16 protein-coding genes are annotated in these 18,186 nt (G+C 72.6%); 13 read left to right on the top strand and 3 right to left on the bottom strand.

The features are described from left to right. The first annotated feature begins 146 nt into the window (after nucleotides 1-146). From ACFRAR_RS26110 to ACFRAR_RS26090, 5 genes are all read left to right on the top strand, one after another. The gene (locus ACFRAR_RS26110) at nucleotides 147-2,000 is read left to right on the top strand and encodes a prenyltransferase/squalene oxidase repeat-containing protein (protein ID WP_380700619.1); all 1,854 of its coding nucleotides are present in this window, start codon (nucleotides 147-149) and stop codon (nucleotides 1,998-2,000) included. 204 nt (nucleotides 2,001-2,204) lie between these two features. Then, complete coding sequence (locus tag ACFRAR_RS26105) at nucleotides 2,205-3,404, top strand: FAD-dependent oxidoreductase (protein ID WP_380700618.1); 1,200 nt, start codon at nucleotides 2,205-2,207, stop codon at nucleotides 3,402-3,404. 77 nt (nucleotides 3,405-3,481) lie between these two features. After that, complete coding sequence (locus ACFRAR_RS26100; RefSeq protein ID WP_380700617.1) at nucleotides 3,482-4,906, top strand: rhodanese-like domain-containing protein; 1,425 nt, start codon at nucleotides 3,482-3,484, stop codon at nucleotides 4,904-4,906. Further along, nucleotides 4,903-5,757, top strand: a complete 855-nt coding sequence (locus ACFRAR_RS26095; protein ID WP_380700616.1) for a sulfite exporter TauE/SafE family protein — start codon at nucleotides 4,903-4,905, stop codon at nucleotides 5,755-5,757. Before ACFRAR_RS26100 ends, ACFRAR_RS26095 begins: the two co-directional genes overlap by 4 nt. Before the next feature lie 119 nt (nucleotides 5,758-5,876). After that, nucleotides 5,877-6,701 carry a GntR family transcriptional regulator gene (locus tag ACFRAR_RS26090; protein WP_380700615.1) on the top strand — a complete coding sequence of 275 codons (825 nt, stop codon included), beginning with the start codon at nucleotides 5,877-5,879 and terminating at the stop codon, nucleotides 6,699-6,701. Nucleotides 6,702-6,786: 85 nt separating this feature from the next. Here ACFRAR_RS26090 and ACFRAR_RS26085 read toward each other — a convergent pair whose 3' ends face one another. Genes ACFRAR_RS26085 through ACFRAR_RS26075 form a run of 3 tightly spaced genes read right to left on the bottom strand, consistent with a single transcriptional unit; the run spans nucleotide 6,787 to nucleotide 9,534 of the window. Further along, nucleotides 6,787-6,978, bottom strand: a complete 192-nt coding sequence (locus ACFRAR_RS26085) for a ferredoxin (protein ID WP_380700614.1) — start codon at nucleotides 6,976-6,978, stop codon at nucleotides 6,787-6,789. A gap of 52 nt (nucleotides 6,979-7,030) precedes the next feature. Continuing rightward, entirely contained in the window at nucleotides 7,031-8,254 is a 1,224-nt protein-coding gene (locus ACFRAR_RS26080) for a cytochrome P450 (protein WP_380700613.1), read from the bottom strand. A gap of 50 nt (nucleotides 8,255-8,304) precedes the next feature. After that, nucleotides 8,305-9,534: a cytochrome P450 gene (locus ACFRAR_RS26075; protein ID WP_380700612.1), complete on the bottom strand. Its 1,230-nt coding sequence runs from the start codon at nucleotides 9,532-9,534 to the stop codon at nucleotides 8,305-8,307. A gap of 252 nt (nucleotides 9,535-9,786) precedes the next feature. On the opposite strand from ACFRAR_RS26075, the gene ACFRAR_RS26070 reads away from it, so the two are divergent. The 8 genes from ACFRAR_RS26070 (at nucleotide 9,787) to ACFRAR_RS26035 (ending at nucleotide 18,162) form a co-directional block, all read left to right on the top strand. After that, nucleotides 9,787-10,731, top strand: a complete 945-nt coding sequence (locus ACFRAR_RS26070; RefSeq protein ID WP_380700611.1) for a proline iminopeptidase-family hydrolase — start codon at nucleotides 9,787-9,789, stop codon at nucleotides 10,729-10,731. Between the two features lie 14 nt (nucleotides 10,732-10,745). Continuing rightward, nucleotides 10,746-11,663, top strand: a complete 918-nt coding sequence (locus ACFRAR_RS26065) for an ACP S-malonyltransferase (protein ID WP_380700623.1) — start codon at nucleotides 10,746-10,748, stop codon at nucleotides 11,661-11,663. A gap of 63 nt (nucleotides 11,664-11,726) precedes the next feature. Continuing rightward, the gene (locus ACFRAR_RS26060; protein ID WP_380700610.1) at nucleotides 11,727-11,978 is read left to right on the top strand and encodes a phosphopantetheine-binding protein; all 252 of its coding nucleotides are present in this window, start codon (nucleotides 11,727-11,729) and stop codon (nucleotides 11,976-11,978) included. 28 nt (nucleotides 11,979-12,006) lie between these two features. Continuing rightward, nucleotides 12,007-13,533, top strand: coding sequence for an AMP-binding protein (locus tag ACFRAR_RS26055; protein ID WP_380700609.1), 1,527 nt, complete (start codon nucleotides 12,007-12,009; stop codon nucleotides 13,531-13,533). A gap of 30 nt (nucleotides 13,534-13,563) precedes the next feature. Continuing rightward, nucleotides 13,564-15,093, top strand: coding sequence for an AMP-binding protein (locus tag ACFRAR_RS26050; RefSeq protein ID WP_380700608.1), 1,530 nt, complete (start codon nucleotides 13,564-13,566; stop codon nucleotides 15,091-15,093). Then, nucleotides 15,090-16,328, top strand: coding sequence for a type III PLP-dependent enzyme (locus tag ACFRAR_RS26045; RefSeq protein ID WP_380700607.1), 1,239 nt, complete (start codon nucleotides 15,090-15,092; stop codon nucleotides 16,326-16,328). The genes ACFRAR_RS26050 and ACFRAR_RS26045 overlap by 4 nt, the downstream gene beginning before the upstream one ends. Then, complete coding sequence (locus ACFRAR_RS26040) at nucleotides 16,328-16,834, top strand: cobalamin B12-binding domain-containing protein (protein WP_380700606.1); 507 nt, start codon at nucleotides 16,328-16,330, stop codon at nucleotides 16,832-16,834. The genes ACFRAR_RS26045 and ACFRAR_RS26040 overlap by 1 nt, the downstream gene beginning before the upstream one ends. Then, the gene (locus tag ACFRAR_RS26035) at nucleotides 16,831-18,162 is read left to right on the top strand and encodes a methylaspartate mutase (RefSeq protein ID WP_380700605.1); all 1,332 of its coding nucleotides are present in this window, start codon (nucleotides 16,831-16,833) and stop codon (nucleotides 18,160-18,162) included. Before ACFRAR_RS26040 ends, ACFRAR_RS26035 begins: the two co-directional genes overlap by 4 nt. Nucleotides 18,163-18,186: the final 24 nt, after the last annotated feature.

Below are 18,186 nucleotides of genomic sequence, written 5' to 3'. Positions count from 1 at the left end.
GGGCCGCGTCTTTTGTGAATAACCCCCCCCCCCCCCCCGGGGGGCGCGCCCCCCCACCCCGCCCCCCCCTCCCGCGCGCCCGGGGCGCCCCCGCCGGCCCCCCCGACCGCCCCGGATACATCCGGGTTCACCCGGAGGTGACCACCATGACGACCAACGCGCCCGGCGAGAGCGCCCTGCCCGCCGAGAACGCCCTGCCCGCCGAGAACGCCCTGCCCGCCGAGAAGTCCCTGCCCGTCGAGGGGACCCCGCCCGGCGAGGGGACCCCGCCCGTCGAGGGGACCCTGCGCGCCGACCTCGACCAGGCCCTGGCCGAGACCACCGACGCCCTGTTCGACCTGCAACGCTCCGACGGCAGCTGGGAGGGACGCCTCTCCCCGAGCGCCCCGTCCACCGCCGACGTGGTGATCGCCATGCACCTGGCCGACCCCGAGGGCTGCGCGGACCTGATCGAGCGCGGCATCGCCTTCCTGCTGCGCACCCAGGCCGAGGACGGCGGCTGGGGCGACGACGTCGACACCGAGTCGACCCTGAACGGCACCGCCCTCACCGTCGCCGCCCTCGCCCTGATCGCCCCCGACCGCGCGGCCGAGCAGATCCGCCGCGGCTGGCGCCGGGTCGAGGAGTTCGGCGGCATGGAGGCCGTCCGCGACGTCGAGCGGTGCTCGCTGACCGTCCTCGTCCACTTCTACCTGGCCCTGGCCGGCCTGGTGAGCGACGACGACCTGCTCCGGGTGCCGATCGAGATCGCCCTGCTGCCCGCCCCGCTGCGCAAGAAGCTCACCTTCGCGATGCCCACCGCCATGGCCTGGGGCCTGATGGCCGCCGAGCGTCCGCACGGGCGGCTGCGCCGCGCCGTCAACCGGGCCGCGACCCCGAAGGCGATCGAGTACCTGGTCGGCCTGGTGGAGTTCGAGGGCCCGGACGGCGGCTTCGTCGAGTCCCCGATGATGTCCGCGAACGTGGTGATCGGGCTGACCCTGGCCAAGCAGCGGCCGGACATCGTTCGGCACTGCCTGAAGTACTTCCGGGCGACGATCAAGCCCGAGGGTGCCTGGGCGGTCACCCGCGACCTGGAGGTCGACGCCACCAACTTCATCACGGTCGGCATGCAGCACGCGGGCCTGGGCGACGACGCCCGGGTGCGCAAGGGCCTCGACTGGATCCGCGGCGCCCAGCGCCACGAGGAGTTCATCTGGACCGGCGCGCCCTCCGGCGGCTGGGGCTGGGGCCTGCCGTCCGGCTGGCCCAACAGCGGCAACACCGGTGACGCGGTGATCGCCCTCGCCGGCGGCGGCGCCGACGTGCGCGACCCGCAGGTGCGCAAGGGCGCGGACTGGCTGCTCAAGCAGCAGAACTACGACGGGTCGTGGAGCTGCTTCGCCCAGGTCGGCCGGATCGCCTCGATGGACCCGTCGTTCGCGCTGGTCGGCAAGGCGCGCTCGCCCAAGGTGCTCTACGGGCCCTGCGCGGTGATGTCCGCGGAGGCGGTCTCGGCGCTCGGGCTCTCCGGCGCCTGCCTGCCGGGGGACCCGCGGCTGGTCCACGCCTACGAGTGGTTCCGCTCGATCCAGCGGGCCGACGGCGGGATCGACAACAAGTGGTACACCGGCCGGGTGAGCGGCACCGGTTCCGTGCTGCGCGCGCTCGGCGACGTCGGCCTCGGCCACACCGAGGTGGCCCGGCGCGGCGTCACCTGGCTGCGGCTCAACCAGAACCCGGACGGCGGCTGGGGCCGGACCCCGGCGCCGGACGGCCCGTCGACCGCGGAGGAGACCGCGATGGCCGTGCTGGGTCTGATCGGTGCCGGGGTCGATCCGCTCGACCCGGTCCTGGCGCGCGGCGCGCGGTGGCTGATCGACAACCGCAACGAGAACGCGCTGTGGAACCCGAGCCTGGTCGGCGTCTACTTCCTGGAGCTGCTCTACCGCCACGACCACACGGCGAACGGCTACGCCCTCCAGGCCCTGGCCCGCTACCGGGAGGTGCTGACCGCCTGAGTGCGCGGCTGAGCCGCCACCGGGTGCTCCGACAGCCGTGTGATCCGCGAGAGGAGGCCGAGCGAACGCTCGGCCTCCTCTCGCGTTCGCCGGCCCGCGAACGGGGCGGGCCCATGCCCCGGAGGCAAATGTACGGACAATGTCTTGCAGCTGTGGTGCTGCGGGCCTAGCTTATGTCCGTACATTAGGCCAGGGAGGGCCCTCTTGATAACCAGGCATCACCGGATCGTGATCATCGGCGGCGGGACCGCGGGGATCACGGTCGCGGCTCGGCTGCGCCGGGCCGGCGAGCAGGACGTCGCGGTGCTCGACCCGAGCGAGCACCACTACTACCAGCCGCTGTGGACGCTGGTCGGCGGCGGCCGGGCGCCACTGGCGGAGAGCATCCGGCCGCAGGCGTCCGTGATGCCGAAGGGCGTGGCGTGGATCCGCCGGGCGGCCGTCGCCGTCGATCCCGAGGCCCGGGAGGTGGCGCTGGACGACGGCGGCACCGTCTCCTACGACCACCTGGTGGTCTGCCCCGGCATCCAGCTGGACTGGGACCGGATCCCGGGCCTGGAGGCCGGGCTCGGCAAGGACGGCCTGTCCAGCAACTACCTGCCGCAGTACGCCCCCGCGACGTGGCGCTTCGTCCGCGACACCCGCTCCGGCACCGCGGTGTTCGGCATGCCGGCCGGTGCGATCAAGTGCGGTGGCGCTCCGCAGAAGATCGCCTACCTGGCCGCCGACCACTGGCGCAAGGAGGGCGTGCTCGGCCGGATCGACGTCCACCTGGTGATCCCCGGCGCCGCCATCTTCGGCGTCCCGGAGTTCGCCCGGGTGCTGGACGACGTGGTGCGCCGGTACGGCATCAAGGTCCACTACGGCAGCGAGGTCACCGAGGTGCGCCCCGACGCCCGCGAGGTGGTCGTCACCGAGCTGTCGACCGGCGGCACGACGACCCTGCCGTACGACGTCGCCCACCTGGTGCCGCCGCAGAGCGCCCCGGACTGGATCAAGCGAAGCCCGCTCGCCGGTGCCGACGACCCGGCCGGCTACGTCGAGATCGACAAGCACACGATGCGGCACGTCCGCCACCCGAACGTGTGGGCAGTCGGTGACGCCGGATCGTCGCCGAACTCCAAGACCGGGGCCGCCGTGCGCCGGCAGGCGCCGGTGCTCGTCGAGAACCTCCTCGCGGTTCTCGACGGCCGTGAGCCCACGGCGAGTTACGGGGGCTACTCGTCCTGCCCGCTGACCACCGCGCGCAACAAGATGCTGCTCGCCGAGTTCGACTACACCGGGCGGCCCACCCCGTCGATCCCGGTGATCGACACCGTCCGCGAGCGCACCGACATGTGGCACCTCAAGCGGCGCGGACTGCCGTTCCTCTACTGGAATCTCATGCTCCGCGGGCTCGCCTGAGCCCTGCGGCCCCTCGCCCCTCACCGTCGCCACCCCGCGACGTCCCCCCTCATGCATCCGCCCTCAAGGAGCCAGCGATGACGCAGCCCGCCGGACCCCTGGTCTTCGTGCAGTTCTACCTCGACTGCCTCTCCCACGCCTCGTACCTCGTCGGTGACCGCACCACCGGCCGGGCCGTCGTGGTCGACCCCCAGCGCGACGTCCAGGAGTACATCGCCACCGCCGAGCGGCACGGTCTGACCATCGAGCGGGTCATCGAGACCCACATCCACGCGGACTTCCTCTCCGGACACCTGGAGCTGGCCGAGCGCACCGGCGCCCGGATCTCCTACGGCTCCGCCGGTGTGCTCGACTTCGACACCGACCCGCTGGAGGACGGCGAGCACCTCGTCCTCGGCGAGGTCGACCTGGAGATCCTGCACACGCCGGGCCACACCCCGGAGTCGATCTGCGTCGTCGTGCGCGAACACGCCGGTGACGCCGTCCCGTTCGGCGTGCTCACCGGCGACACGCTGTTCATCGGCGACGTCGGCCGCCCCGACCTGCTCAGCTCGCGCGGCCGCTCCGCCGAGGAGATGGCCCGTCTCCTCTACCGCTCGACCCGCGCCCTGCTGACGCTGCCCGACGACACCCGCGTCCACCCGGCGCACGGGGCGGGCTCGGCCTGCGGCAAGAACCTCTCCAGCGAGCTGAGTTGCACGATCGGCAACCAGCGCCGCGGCAACTACGCGCTGGCCGAGATGACCGAGGACGAGTTCGTCACCGTGGTGACCGCCGGTCAGCCCGCCGTGCCCGCCTACTTCGCGTTCACCTCGGTGCGCAACCGCCAGGCCCGTCCGGTCCTGGACGAGGACACGCCCGTCCCGGCGCTCACCCCGGAGGCCTTCCTGGCGGCCCGGGCGGGCGGTGCCACCGTGCTGGACACCCGGGACCCGGAGGCGTTCGCCGCCGCCCACCTGCACGGCGCGGTCAACATCCCGCTCGGCGGACGGTTCGCCGAACTCGCCGGCCAGGTGCTCGACGCTCAGGAGGCCACCGTCCTGTGCGGCGGCCCGGAGGACGCCGTCGAGGCCCGCAACCGACTGGCCCGGATCGGCTTCGACCGGGTCCTGGGCGCCCTGGACGCCCCGGTGGAGGCGGTCGACGCCGCGCACCTGACCGCCGCCGGGCGAGTGGACGCCGACCGGCTCGACGAGCAACTCGCTGCGGAAGAGAGGGACTTCGAGCTGCTGGACATCCGCCTCCCGGGCGAGGTGCGGGAGTTGGGAACCATCCCCGGCGCCAGGCTCATACCGCTGCCCGAACTCCTGGCCCGCCTCGGCGAGTTGCCGACCGATCGGCCGCTGACCGTGATCTGCGCGGGCGGCAACCGCTCCTCGGTGGCCGCGTCGGTGCTGCGGGCCCGGGGCTTCGAGGCCGTCGACCTGCGCGGCGGCTTCGCCGCCTGGAACGGTGAGGTCGTCCGCCCCGCCGACCAGGGCCCGGACGGCGTCCCGGCGTGAGCGTCCTGATCGCCGCTCTGCTCTGCGGAGCCGCGGTCGGCGTGGCCCTCGGCGCGCTGGGCGGGGGCGGGGGAGTGCTGGCCGTGCCGGCCCTGGTGTACCTGCTGGGCCTGTCGACCGCCGAGGCCGGGACGACCAGCCTGGTCATCGTCACCGTCACCTCCGCCACCGCGCTGGCCCGCCACACCGGCACCGGCACCGTCCGGTGGCGGACCGGCGCCCTGTTCGCCGCGGCCGGGGTGCTCCCCGCCGTCGGCGGGTCGGTGCTCGCCCACCGCGTCCCGCAGCCGGTGCTGACCTGCGCGTTCGCGGCGCTGGCGGCGCTGGCCGCCGCGGCGATGCTGCGCGGCGCCCGGGCCGCGCGGCCCGGGCCGGCCGAGGAGCCTCCCGGCGAGGCGGCCGGGCGGGACGGGCGGGACGGGCGGGACGGGCAGGGCGGGCGGGGCGGGCAGGACGGGGAGGACGGGGAGGCGCCCGGCCGGGGCGGGCCGCTGGGCACCGTCGCCGCCGGGGCCGGGCTCGGGGCGGTGACCGGGCTGCTGGGGGTCGGCGGCGGCTTCCTCGCGGTGCCCGCGCTGGTGTCCGTGCTCCGGCTGCCGATGCGTACGGCCGTCGGCACCAGCCTGGTGGTCATCGTCATCAACTCGCTGGTCTCCCTCGCCACCCGGTTCACCGTCTCCGGGGTGTCCCTCGACCCGGCGGTCTTCCTGCCGTTCGTGGGAGCCGCCGTCCTCGGCGCCTGGGACGGCAAGCGGCTGGCGGGCAGGCTGTCCGGCGCCGCCCTGCAACGGACCTTCGCCGTGCTGCTGCTCGCGGTGGCCGCCTTCATGCTGACCGGTGTCCTCCTCTGAGGGACGCGACGGACGCCGGGGCCGCCACGGCCGCCACGGCCAACACCTGTCGGACGCCCGCCGGACCCGGCGGGCGTCCGATTTTGTGCCGACCCCCCGGACGTACCACCATTCACCAGGTGTCCCGCACCACCCACCCGACCCCTGACCCCCAGGACGGCGCCGTGACCTCCGAGCCCGGCCGCAGGCCCCTCACCCGCTCCTCGGGCAGCCCGCTGTGGGCGCAGCTGCGCGCCGACCTGCTGCGCCGGCTCGACGAGGGGGAGTTCCGCGACGTCTTCCCCGGCGAGTTCGACCTCGTCGCCGAGTACCAGGTCAGCCGGCACACCGTCCGCGAGGCGTTGCGCAAGCTCCGCGAGGAGGGCCTCGTCACCGCCCAGCGCGGCAGGGTCTCGCGGTTCACCGCGAGCCGCCCGCTGGAGCAGGACATGGGTGAGGCGTACAGCCTCTTCCGCGCGGTCGAGGAGGTCGGTGCCGTCCAGCGCAGCGTGGTGCGCGCGCTCGACCGGCGCGCCGACGGCGTCATCGCCGCCCGGCTGGGCCTGGAGGAGTCCACCCCGCTGGTCTACCTGGAGCGCGTGCGGCTGGCGGACGAGGAGCCGCTGGCGGTGGACCGGATCTGGCTGCCCGCGGACGTGGCCGGCCCGCTGCTGGACGTCGACTTCACCCACACCTCGCTCTACGACGAGCTGGAACGCCACTGCGGCAGCCGGATCGGCGGCGGCTGGGAGCGGATCCGCGCCGTCGTCCCCGGCCGGGGGGAGCGCATCCTGCTGGACTGCCCGGAGACCACCGCGCTGCTGGCGATCGACCGGCTGGGCCACGACACCGGCGGCCGGCCGGTCGAGTGGCGCCAGACGCTCGTGCGGGCGGACCGCTTCGCCGTCGCCGCCGCGTTCACCGCCCACGACTACCGGCTGGGCGCCCCCGTCCAGACGCCCTGACGCCGGGCCCGCCGCCCGGGGACGCGCCGCGCCCCGCCGGACGGGTGGGGCGTCCGGCGGGGCGATGGGTGGGGGAGTGCGTCGGCTACTCGGAGAGCTGGATGAGGCGCACCGGGCACAGCGAGGCGGTCTGCCGGACCACCGCGTGCAGCTCCGCGGGCGGCTCCTCGTCGAGCAGTGTCACGATGCCGTCCTCGTCCTGGTCGAAGACGTCGGGGGCGAGCATGACGCACTGGCCGGCCGACACGCACCGGTCGGGGTCGATGCTGACGCGCATGGTGGTGGTTCCTCGCTCTGTGGGGTGGGTTCCGGGGCCCTGTCCTGGGCGGTCACCAGGTGACGGGCAGTTCGTGGACGCCGTAGACCAGCGCCTCGTCCTTGAACCTGAGCTCGGACATCGGGACGGCCAGCTTGAGGCCGGGGATGCGCCGGAACAGGGTGCCGTAGACGATCTCCAGCTCGATCCGGGCGAGGTTCTGGCCGATGCACTGGTGGATGCCGTAGCCGAAGGCGAGGTGGCTGCGGGCCTCCTCGCGGCGGATGTCCAGGGTGTCCGGGTCCGGGAAGACGCTCTCGTCGTGGTTGGCGGAGTTGTTGAGCGACAGGATGCCCTCGCCCGCCCTGATGACGGTGCCGTCGATCTCGATGTCCTCCAGCGCGACCCGGGCGGTGCCGGAGTCGGAGATGCTGAAGAAGCGCAGCAGCTCCTCGACCGCGCCGGGCAGCAGCTCCGGGTCCGCCTTGATCGCGTCGAGCTGCTCGGGGTGCTCCAGCAGGCCGAGCACGCCGAGCGAGATCATGTTGGCGGTGGTCTCGTGGCCGCCGACGAGCATCAGCCGGGCCATGGTGACGATGTCGGTGTGGTCGGCGATCGGCTCTTCGCGGTTCTTCTCGATGAACCGGCTGATCAGGTCGTCGCCGGGCTCGGCCGTCTTGGCGGAGACCAGCTTGTCGAGGTACATGTCCAGGCCCATGACCGCGGCGCCGTACTCCTCCGGGCTGATGTCGTGGTTCATCATCAGCGCCGACCACTCCTCGAACTGCGGGTGGTCCTCGTACGGGACGCCGAGCAGCTCGCAGATCACCAGCGAGGGCACCGCCAGCGAGAGCGCCGACACCAGGTCGACCGGCCCGCCGGCCGCGAGCATCGCGTCGATCCGGTTGTCCACGATCTCCTGGATCCGCGGGCGCAGCGCGCGCATCCGCCGGGCGGTGAACTCGGGGATCAGGTAGCGGCGCTGGGAGGTGTGCTCCGGCGGGTCCATCGAGAGCAGCATGAGGCGGACCTCGCGCAGCATCTCCTCGGGGATGTGGAACTGGTGCGGGTAGCCGGGCAGCTTCAGGTTGGAGCTCACCCGGGAGTCGCCGAGCACGGTCTTGACGTGCTCGTGCGTGGTCACCAGCCAGGCGGGCTTGCCGGTGACCTTGAGGACCGCCTGGGAGAGCGGCTCGGTCTCGCGGAGCTTGGCGTACTGCTCCGGCGGGCTGAACGGACAGGCGCGGGTCATCGGGAAGCCCGGCAGGTCGGTGGCCGGGCGGTCCTGCGTGGTCATGGTGCCCTCTCGGAGTCGGGTTCGAGACTGGTCGGGTCGATCCGGGTGGGTCACCAGGTGACGGGCAGTTCGTACATGCCGTACACGATGGCGTCGTCCTTGAACTTGAGCTCCGCCATCGGGACCTCCAGCCTGAGGCCGGGGATGCGCCGGAACAGGGTCTCGTAGACGATCTCCAGCTCGATCCGGGCGAGGTTCTGGCCGATGCACTGGTGGATGCCGAAGCCGAAGGCGAGGTGGCTGCGGGCCTCGCGCCGGATGTCGAGGGTGTCGGCGTCGGGGAAGACGCTCTCGTCGTGGTTGGCGGAGTTGTTGAGCGGCAGGATGCCCTCGCCGGCCTTGATCACCACGCCCTCGACCTCGATGTCCTCCAGCGCGACCCGGGCGGTGCCGGCGTCGGAGATGCTGAAGAAGCGCAGCAGCTCCTCGACGGCCTGGGGCAGCAGGCCGGCGTCGGCCTTGACCGCGTCCAGCTGCTCGGGGTGCTCCAGCAGGGCCAGGGTGCCCAGCGCGATCATGTTGGCGGTGGTCTCGTGGCCGGTGACCAGCATCAGCCGGGCCATGCTCACGATGTCGGAGTGCTCGACCGAGGGCTCGGCGCGGTTGGCCGCGATCAGCCGGCTGATCATGTCGTCGCCCGGCGTGGTCTCCTTGATGGTGACCAACTGGTCGACGTACTGGTCGAGTTCGTAGTGGGCCAGGCCGCGCTCCGCGTCGCTGATGTCCTGGTTCATGATCTGGCCGGCCCAGTGCTCGAAGCGCGGGTGGTCCTCGTAGGGGACGCCGAGCAGCTCGCAGATCACCAGCGAGGGCACCGGCAGGGCGAGCGCGGCCACCAGGTCCTGCGGGCCGCCCTTGGCCAGCATCGTGTCGATCTGGGCGTCCACGATCTGCTGGATCCGCGGCCGCAGCGCGCGCATCTGGCGCAGGGTGAACTCCGGGGCGAGCAGGCGGCGCTGAACGGTGTGCTCGGGCTGGTCCATGGAGAGGAAGGTGAGCGGGACGGCCTGGAGCATCTCCTCGGGCACCGGCACCTGGAGCGGGTAGCCGGGCAGCTTGAGGTTGGCGCTCACCCGGGAGTCGCCGAGCACCTTCTTCAGGCCCTCGTAGGTGCTGACCAGCCAGGTGGGCTTGCCGTTGACCTTGAGGACCGCGCGGGCGACCGGCTCATTCTCGCGGAGCTCGGCGTACTGCGCCGGCGGGGTGAAGGGGCAGGAACGCGGCATCGGGAAGGCCGGCGGCTGGGTGGCCGTACGGTCCTGGTCGGCAGTCTGGGTCATGGTGCCCTCTCGAACTGACTCGAACGAACTCATTCGAACGCTGCTCGCACGTTAGGCGGCGCCATCACCGCTCCACACCCCCTGCCGCCCCCTACCGGTGTGGCCTGCGCCGCCGCCCGTTCACCCCTACCCGACCCGGGGTCCGACCTAGGGGCCGCTAGGGGTCCAGTCGGGCCGTCGCCGCGCGTTAGCGTCGGGACCGGATCACGATTCCGTTCACCCCGAACACGTCTGTCGACAAAGGTGGTTACCGTGCCCCTGGAGCCCAGTGCTAAGGGAACCGTCCCGTTCGGGGAGTACCGGACCTGGTACCGGGTCACCGGTGATCTCACCGCGGACAAGCCCGCCGTGGTGGTGGTGCACGGCGGCCCCGGCAGCACCCACGACTACCTGCTCCAGCTGACCGAGCTCGCGGAGCGGGGCTGGCCGGTGGTGCACTACGACCAGATCGGCAACGGCGGCTCGACCCATCTGCCCAACAAGGGCGCCGACTTCTGGAAGGTCGACCTCTTCGCCGCCGAACTGTCCAACCTGCTGGAGCAGTTGGGCATCGCCGACAACTACGTGCTGTTCGGCCAGTCCTGGGGCGGCCTGCTCGCCGCCAAGCACGCGATGACCCGGCCGGCCGGACTGCGCGGCCTGGTGGTGGCCAACTCGCCCGCCTCCTACCCGCTGTGGCTCAGCGAGATGGCCGTGCTGCGCGCCCAGCTGCCGCCGGACGTGCAGGAGACCCTGCTGCGGCACGAGGCGGCCGAGACCTTCGAGTCGCCCGAGTACCTGGCCGCCATGCGGGTGTTCTACGACCGCCACGTGTGCCGGATCCTGCCCTGGCCGAGGGACTTCCTCTCCTCCTTCATGGAGATCTACAACGACCCGACCGTGTACTACACGATGAACGGGCCCAACGAGTTCCACGTCATCGGCACCCTCAAGGACTGGTCGATCATCGAGGAGCTGGACCTGATCCGGACGCCGACGCTGCTGATCAGCGGCAAGTACGACGAGGCCACCCCGGTGACGATGCAGCCCTACTTCGACCGCATCCCCACCGTGCGCTGGGAGGTCTTCGAGAACTCCAGCCACTGCCCGCACCTGGAGGAGTCGGAGCGCTTCACCGAGGTGATGACGGGCTTCCTGGACGAGCTGGCCGAGCGGCCGGCCGAGCTGGTGCGCCCGGCGGGGGAGGTCCGGTCGTGACGAAGCGGACGGCGATGGTCTTCCCCGGCATGGGCCCGGCCTCCTTCGACGACGTCGGCCGGTTCATGGTGGCCAACCGGTTCGCCCGGGAGCTGGTCTCGGTCGCCGACGAGGTCCTCGGCTACTCCCTGGTCGACGCCTTCCGCGAGGCCGAGGGCGACTACTCCGAGGCCGCCCAGGTGGCCTTCCTGGTCAACTGCCTGGCCAGCGCCGAATGGGCGCGGGCCGTCCTCGGCGTCGAGGCCGAGGCCGTCCTCGGCGCCAGCTTCGGCGAGAAGGCGGCGGTGGCCTTCGCCCAGGCGCTCCCGACCGCCGAGGCGGTGCGGATGACCGCCGAACTCGCCCGCTGCATGGACGAGTACTTCGCCCGGGAGCACACCGACATCGTGGTGCTCTCCTTCGTCCGCACGCCCGAGGAGAAGCTGCGCGAGATCCTCGCCGAGCTGGACGAGCAGGGCGAGTGGCACGACATCTCCTGCTACATCGACGAGGGCTTCTACATGCTCTCGCTGCGCGAGTCCCGGGTGGAGTGGACGCAGCAGCGGCTGCGCTCCGTCGGCGGGATGCCGCTCTACACCATGCGCCCGCCGCTGCACTCGGGCGCCTTCGGCGGGCTGCGGGACAGGATCGAGCACGAGGTGCTGTCCACCCTGACCTTCACCGACCCGAAGCTGCCGGTGGTGGCCGACCAGGACGGCACGCTGCTCACCACGGCCGAGCAGGTGCGCACCATGCTGCTGGACAGCGTGACGCGTCCGCTGCGCTGGCCGGACGCGCTGGCCGGGCTCAAGGGCTTCGGCATCGAGCGGGTCTGCGTCGCCGGCCCGGACAGCCTGTTCGGCCGGGTCTCGTGCACCACCGGGAACTTCGAGGTCCTGCCGGCCAATCCCCGCCTGGCGATGACCCCCCGGCGCCGGCCCGCCGCCCGCTGAGCGCCGGAGCGCGCCGCCGCCACCTGAGCACACCCGACGAACAACGACACTGATGGAGTCACCATGTGGGACGAGAAGTTCGAAGAGACCCTGCGCGGCTTCCTGCCCTTCCTTCCCCCGGGCGAGCAGCTGACGGACGACACCCCGCTGCGTGAGCTGGGCCTGGACTCGCTCGGCACCGTCGAGCTGCTGGGCCGGCTGGAGGCCGCCTACGACATCCGCTTCCTGGACGACGCGCTGACGCTGGAGACCTTCGAGACCCCCGCCGTGCTCTGGAAGACCGTCGCGGGCCTGCTGCCCGGCGTCCAGGCCTGACGGGACGAAGACACGAAAGGCCACCACGATGGATGACACCGTGGACCTCGCGCTGGCCGGGCGCTTCCTGCGCGGACTCGCCAAGTCGGCGGACCGCCCGGCGGTGCGGGCGGGCGGGACCAGCCTGACCTACCAGGAGCTGCACGAGCGCGCGCTGCTGCTGGCCGGGTCGCTGCTGGCCCACCTGCCGTCGCGGCCTGCGGCGATCGGCGTGCTGGCGGGCAAGGGCCCCTCGGCGTACGCGTCGATCCTGGCCGGCCTCTACACCGGGATCACCATGGTCCCGCTCCAGCCGGCCTTCCCGGCCGCCCGCACCCGGCAGATGATCGAGGCGAGCGGAGTCGGCGCGATCATCGCCGACGACGAGGCGCTGCCCGCGCTGACCGCGCTGTGGGAGGAGGGCGTCGACCTCCCGGTGCTCTTCGCCCCGGGCGGCCAGCCGCAGCCGGCCGTGCCGACGGCGGCGGGCGGCGCGCTGTCCGAGCCGGTGCCGGTGCGCGGCGAGGACACCGCGTACGTCCTGTTCACCTCGGGCTCGACCGGCCGGCCCAAGGGCGTCCCGGTCACCCACGCCAACACCCACCACTACTTCGGCCTGCTCGACGAGCGGTACGACTTCGGTCCCGAGGACGTGTTCTCGCAGAACTTCGACCTCAACTTCGACTGCGCGATGTTCGACCTGTTCTGCGCCTGGGGAGCCGGCGGCACGCTGGTCGTCGCCCCGCCGCAGGCCTACCGGGACATGCCGCGGTTCATCGCCGACAACGGCCTGACCGTCTGGTTCTCCACCCCCAGCGCGATCGCGCTGGTGCGGCGGATGGGCGGCCTCGGGCCCGCCACCATGCCCTCGCTGCGCTGGAGCTTCTTCGCCGGAGAGGCGCTGAGCTGTCAGGACGCGGGCGACTGGCTGGCGGCGGCGCCGGACTCGACGCTGGAGAACCTCTACGGGCCGACCGAGCTGACCATCACCGTCGCCGTCCACCGCTGGGCGGGCGAGGACGCGCTCAACGGCATGGTGCCGATCGGCTCGGTGCACGGCGGACACCACCACCTGCTGCTCGACGCCGACGGCGAGGACGACGAGGTCGAGGGCGAACTGTGCATCGCCGGACCGCAGTCGACCGCGGGATACCTCGACGCCGGCGACGACGAGGGCCGCTTCTTCGACCGTGACGGCCGGCGCTTCTACCGCACCGGGGACCGGGTCCGCCGGGCGGCGGGCGGCGAGCTGCTCTACCTCGGCCGGGGCGACGCCCAGGTCCAGGTGCTCGGCGTCCGGGTGGAACTGGCCGAGGTGGACGCCGCGGTGCGCGAGTGCCCCGGCGTGCAGGACGCCGTCACCGTCGCGGTGCCCGTCCAGGGCTCGGTCGAGCTGGCGGTCTTCTACACCGGCGAGGTCGTGCCGCCGGCGCAGCTCGCCCGCGAGCTGCGCAAGACACTGCCGGTGGCGATCGTCCCCAAGCGCTACCGGCACCTGGCCGAGTTCCCGCTGAACTCGAACCGGAAGATCGACCGCAAGCAGCTCGCACTCCAGGCCGCGACGACATCCGAGTGAGGCTCACAATGGAGAGGACGGACACACGCCGTGAGTGGTGACGCGATACCGCAGGCCGAGCCGGCCGTGCTGGTGCACGGGGTGCTCGACGAGGCGACGGCGGACGCCGCGCCCGGTGCCGTCGCGGTCGGCGACCGGGACGGCCGGTGGACCTACCGGGAGCTCGTCGAGCACAGCCACGCGGTCGACGCCTGGCTGGAGTCGCGCGGGGTCCGCCCCGGCGACCGGGTGTTGGTCCAACTGCCCAGCAACCGGGCACTGGTGGCGCTGTTCTACGGCACGTCCCGGCGCGGCGCGGTCCTGGTGCCGCTGAACCCGGGCATGAAGGACTACCACCTGCGCTCGGTGCTCGGCAACGCCGAACCCCGGCTGGTGATCGTCGCCGACACCGCAGTGGAGCGGATCGCCGCCCTCACCCCGGTCGAGGTGCTGGGCTTCGACGAGGCCTGGCCCGAGGTGACGGCGCTGCGCGAGAGCGGCGCGCGGGGCCCGGCCCAGGAGGTCGACGCCGACGAGGTCGCCGTCCTGGTCTACACCTCGGGGAGCACCGCCGCCCCCAAGGGCGTGATCTGCCCGCACCGCCAGATGGTCTTCGCCTCCCGGTCGATCAACGAGGAACTCGGCTACCGCCCCGACGACGTGGTGTTCTGCCGCTTCCCGATCTCCTGGGACTACGGGCTCTACAAGATCCTGCTCGCCGCGCTCGGCCGCTCGGAACTGGTGCTGGCCGACACCGACTCGGACCTGGTGCTGCTGCGGCGCATCCGCGAGAGCGGCGCGACCGTGGTGCCGATCGTCCCCTCGCTGGCGGCGATGATCTGCTCCCTCGCCGAGCGCGACCCGGGCGGCGAGTCGAGGGTCCGGATGTTCACCAACACCGGTGCCGCGCTGCCCAAGACCACCGTGGACGCGCTGCGCACGGCCTTCCCCGGCGCCGAGGTGATCCGCCAGTTCGGCCAGACCGAGTGCAAGCGGATCTCGGTGCTGCCGCCCGAGTTCGAGGACAGCAAGCCCACCTCGGTCGGCCGTCCGCTGCCCGGCACCCGGGTGCTGATCCTCGACGAGGACGGCACCGAGGTGCCCGTCGGCTCGGCCGGCGAGATCGTGGTCGAGGGCCCGCACGTGATGCCCGGCTACTGGCGGGCGCCCGAGCTCACCGCCAAGGCCTTCCGCACCGACCCGGTCAGCGGCCGACGGCGCCTGCACACCGGCGACTTCGGCAGCGTCGACGAGGACGGCTTCCTCTACTACGAGGGCCGCCGGGACGACATGTTCAAGCGCAAGGGCGTGCGGATGAGCACGATCGAGATCGAGGCCGCCGCGATGGACATCCCCGGCGTCCAGGCCGCCGCGACGCTGCCGCCGACCGACGGCCGCGACCTCGCGGTCTGCGTGGTGGGCGACCTGGCGCCGCACACCGTGCTGCGGGAACTGTCGCTGCGCCTGGAGCCGGCCAAGGTGCCGGGCCTGTGCCGGGTGGTCGAGGAGCTGCCGCTCACGCTGCACGGCAAGCACGACCGCCAGAAACTCGCTCAACTCTTCGAAGGGGCCACTCCGTGACTGGCTACGCCGAGCTCGCCAAGCGCTTCGGTACTCCGTCGTACGTCTACGACCTGGACCGGATCGCGGCCGCCCGACGCGACCTGTTCGCCGCGCTGCCCGAGGAGGTCGAGCTCTTCTACGCGGCGAAGGCGAACCCGCACCCCGAGCTGCTGCGCGAGATGCGCGCCGGCGAGGGCCGGCGCTGCCGGGCGGAGATCAGCTCCACCGGTGAGCTCGCCGCCGTGCTGAGCGCCGGCTTCGAGGGCGGCGAGATCCTCTACACCGGCCCCGGCAAGACCGAGGAGGAGCTGACCGAGGCGCTGGGCGCCGGGGTGCGGCTCTTCTCCGTCGAGTCGCTGGGCGACCTGCGCAACGTCGGCGCGGTCGCCACCCGGCTCGGTGTGGTCGCCACCTGCCTGCTGCGGGTCAACAGCGCCAGCGCCAGCGCCACGTCGAGCATCCGGATGACCGGGGTGCCGTCCCAGTTCGGCTTCGACAGCGAGACGTTGCCGGAGCTGCGCGAGCAGCTCTTCGACGTGCCGGGCACCGACGTGGCGGGCGCGCACTTCTTCCCGCTCAGCAACGCCAAGGACGAGGACAGCCTGATCGGGGAGTTCCGGCACACCATCGAGGTGGCCGCCCGGGTGCAGGAGCAGCTGGGCACGCGCTTCCGCTTCGTCGACATCGGCGGCGGCTTCTCGGTGCCGTACGCGGTCCGCGGCGAGCGGCCGGTGTACGGCAACCTGCGGGAGGCGATGGCGGGTGCGCTCGACGAGTGGTTCCCCGGCTGGCGCGCCGGCGAGGTGAAGTTCGCGGTCGAGTCCGGGCGCTACCTGATCGGCGACAGCGGCACCCTGATGGTCGGCGTGGTCAACCTCAAGGAGAGCCGCGGCCGGCGCTTCGTGATCCTGGACGGTGGGATCAACATCTTCGGCGGCATGTCGGGGCTGGGCCGGATCATGCCGGTCTCGGTGCGCCTGGAGGACGACGGGATCCCGCTGGAGCAGATCGCCAGCCTGGTCGGCCCGCTCTGCACCCCGGGCGACGTGCTCGGCCGGGACATCGAGCTGCCCGCGCTGGCGCCCGGGGACGTGGTGAGCATCCCCAACGCCGGCGCCTACGGCCCGACGGCCAGCCTGCTGATGTTCCTCGGCCGTCCGGCACCGACCGAGATCCTGGTCCGCGGCGAGGAACTGATCTCGGTGTCGCGGATCGAACACGTCCGTTCCTACCAGCTCGGCCGGGAGCTGTGATGTCGCTGCCCACCGAGCAGAGCGGGTCCGCCGCGCCGAACCTGCCCGTGGTGGCCGCGCGGAACGCGCCCACCGTGGTCAAGCGGGACGCGACGGTGATCGTCGCGGGCGGCACCTCCGACTCGCACACCTGGAACCTGGTCTTCCTCCAACTGCTGCTGGAGGAGCTGGGGTTCGACGTGGTCAACCTGGGCCCGTGCGTGCCCACCGACCTGCTGGTGAGCGAGAGCCTGGCCCGCCGTCCGGCGCTGCTGGTGGTCAGCAGCGTCAACGGGCACGGCTACCAGGACGGCATCCGGATGATCGGCAAGGTGCGCGAGCGCGCCGAGCTGAGCGCCGTCCCGGCCGTGATCGGCGGCAAGCTGGGCATCGCCGGCGCCCAGAGCGCCGAGCAGCTGGCCGAGCTGGTCGCGGCCGGCTACGACGCGGTCTTCGACGACGGGGCGGAGGGCATCGCCTCCTTCCGGCGGCTGCTCGACTCGCTCCCGCAGCGGGTGCTGACGTGAGCGGGGGCGAGGTCGGCGGGCTCCACGGCTCCGGCGAGGTCGCCGAGGCCGGAGGCTTCGGCGCGTTCGTCCGCCGGGCGCACCACGCGGGTGAACTCGTGGTGCAGCCCCGGATGGGGATGAGCGACCCGGAGCTGATGCGGGCCGGACTGCTGGCCACCAAGGGTGCCGCCGGCCGTACGGTCGGCACCGTCACCCTGGACAGCTACACCCGGGTGAACGACCTGGAGTCCGCCGAACTCGCCCTGCTGGAAGGCGTATCGCTCAACGGTTACCCGATCGTCAGCCACGACCTGGAGACCACCAGGCGGGTGCTGGACGGCATCCACGGCCCGGACTTCCCGGTGCAGGTCCGGCACGGCTCGGCCGCGCCGCTGGACATCTTCCGCTCGCTGATGCGGGTCGGGCTGGACGCCTCGGAGGGCGGGCCGGTCTCCTACTGCCTCCCGTACGGGCGCATCCCGCTGCGCGAGTCGGTGGAGAACTGGTCGCGCTCCTGCGACCTCTTCGCCCGGCTGCGCGAGATCGGGCGGGATCCGCACCTGGAGACCTTCGGCGGCTGCATGCTCGGCCAACTCTGCCCGCCCAGCCAGCTGGTGGCGATCAGCGCGCTCGAAGCGCTGTTCTTCCACCAGCACGGGCTGCGCTCGATCTCGGCCAGCTACGCCCAGCAGACGCACCAACAGCAGGACGTGGAAGCCGTGTTCGCGCTGCGCCGGCTCTGCGCCGAGCTGCTGCCGGACACGGACTGGCACGTCGTCATCTACGCGTACATGGGGGTCTACCCCACCACGCCGCACGGGGCGCTCGCCCTGCTCGGCGCCGCGGCCGAGCTGGCCGCCGCGACCGGCTCGGAGCGGCTGATCGTGAAGACCGTCGCCGAGTCCGTCCGGATCCCGACGGTGGCGGAGAACGTCGGCGCGCTGGAGCACGCGGCCGCCCGCGCGGCCCGCACCCGGCGGATCGCCGACGACGGCGGCGACTCGCAGACCTACGCGGAGGCCGCGGCGCTGGTCTCCGCGGTGCTGAACCTTGATCCGGACGTCGGCCGGGCGATGCTGCTGGCCTTCCAGCGCGGCTACCTGGACATCCCCTACTGCCTGCACCCCGACAACCAGGGGCGCACCCGCAGCTACATCGACGGGGAGGGGCGGCTGCGCTGGGCGGACATCGGCCGGCTGCCGCTGGCCGGGGTGGTGGAGGCGGGCGAGTCCCGCACCGTGACGTCCGGTGAGCTGCTGGGGTCGCTGTCCTACATCCGCTGGAAGTTCGACGACGAAGCGATTGCCGCCGGGCGGGGCCACGTGCTCGCCGGCGGTGCCGCCTGAGCCGGTACGGGCTCCGGGAGCGGC

Source organism: Kitasatospora sp. NPDC056651, from assembly GCF_042792155.1.
Classification (GTDB): Bacteria; Actinomycetota; Actinomycetes; order Streptomycetales; family Streptomycetaceae; genus Kitasatospora.
This window is presented reverse-complemented; position numbering and strand designations above follow the sequence as displayed.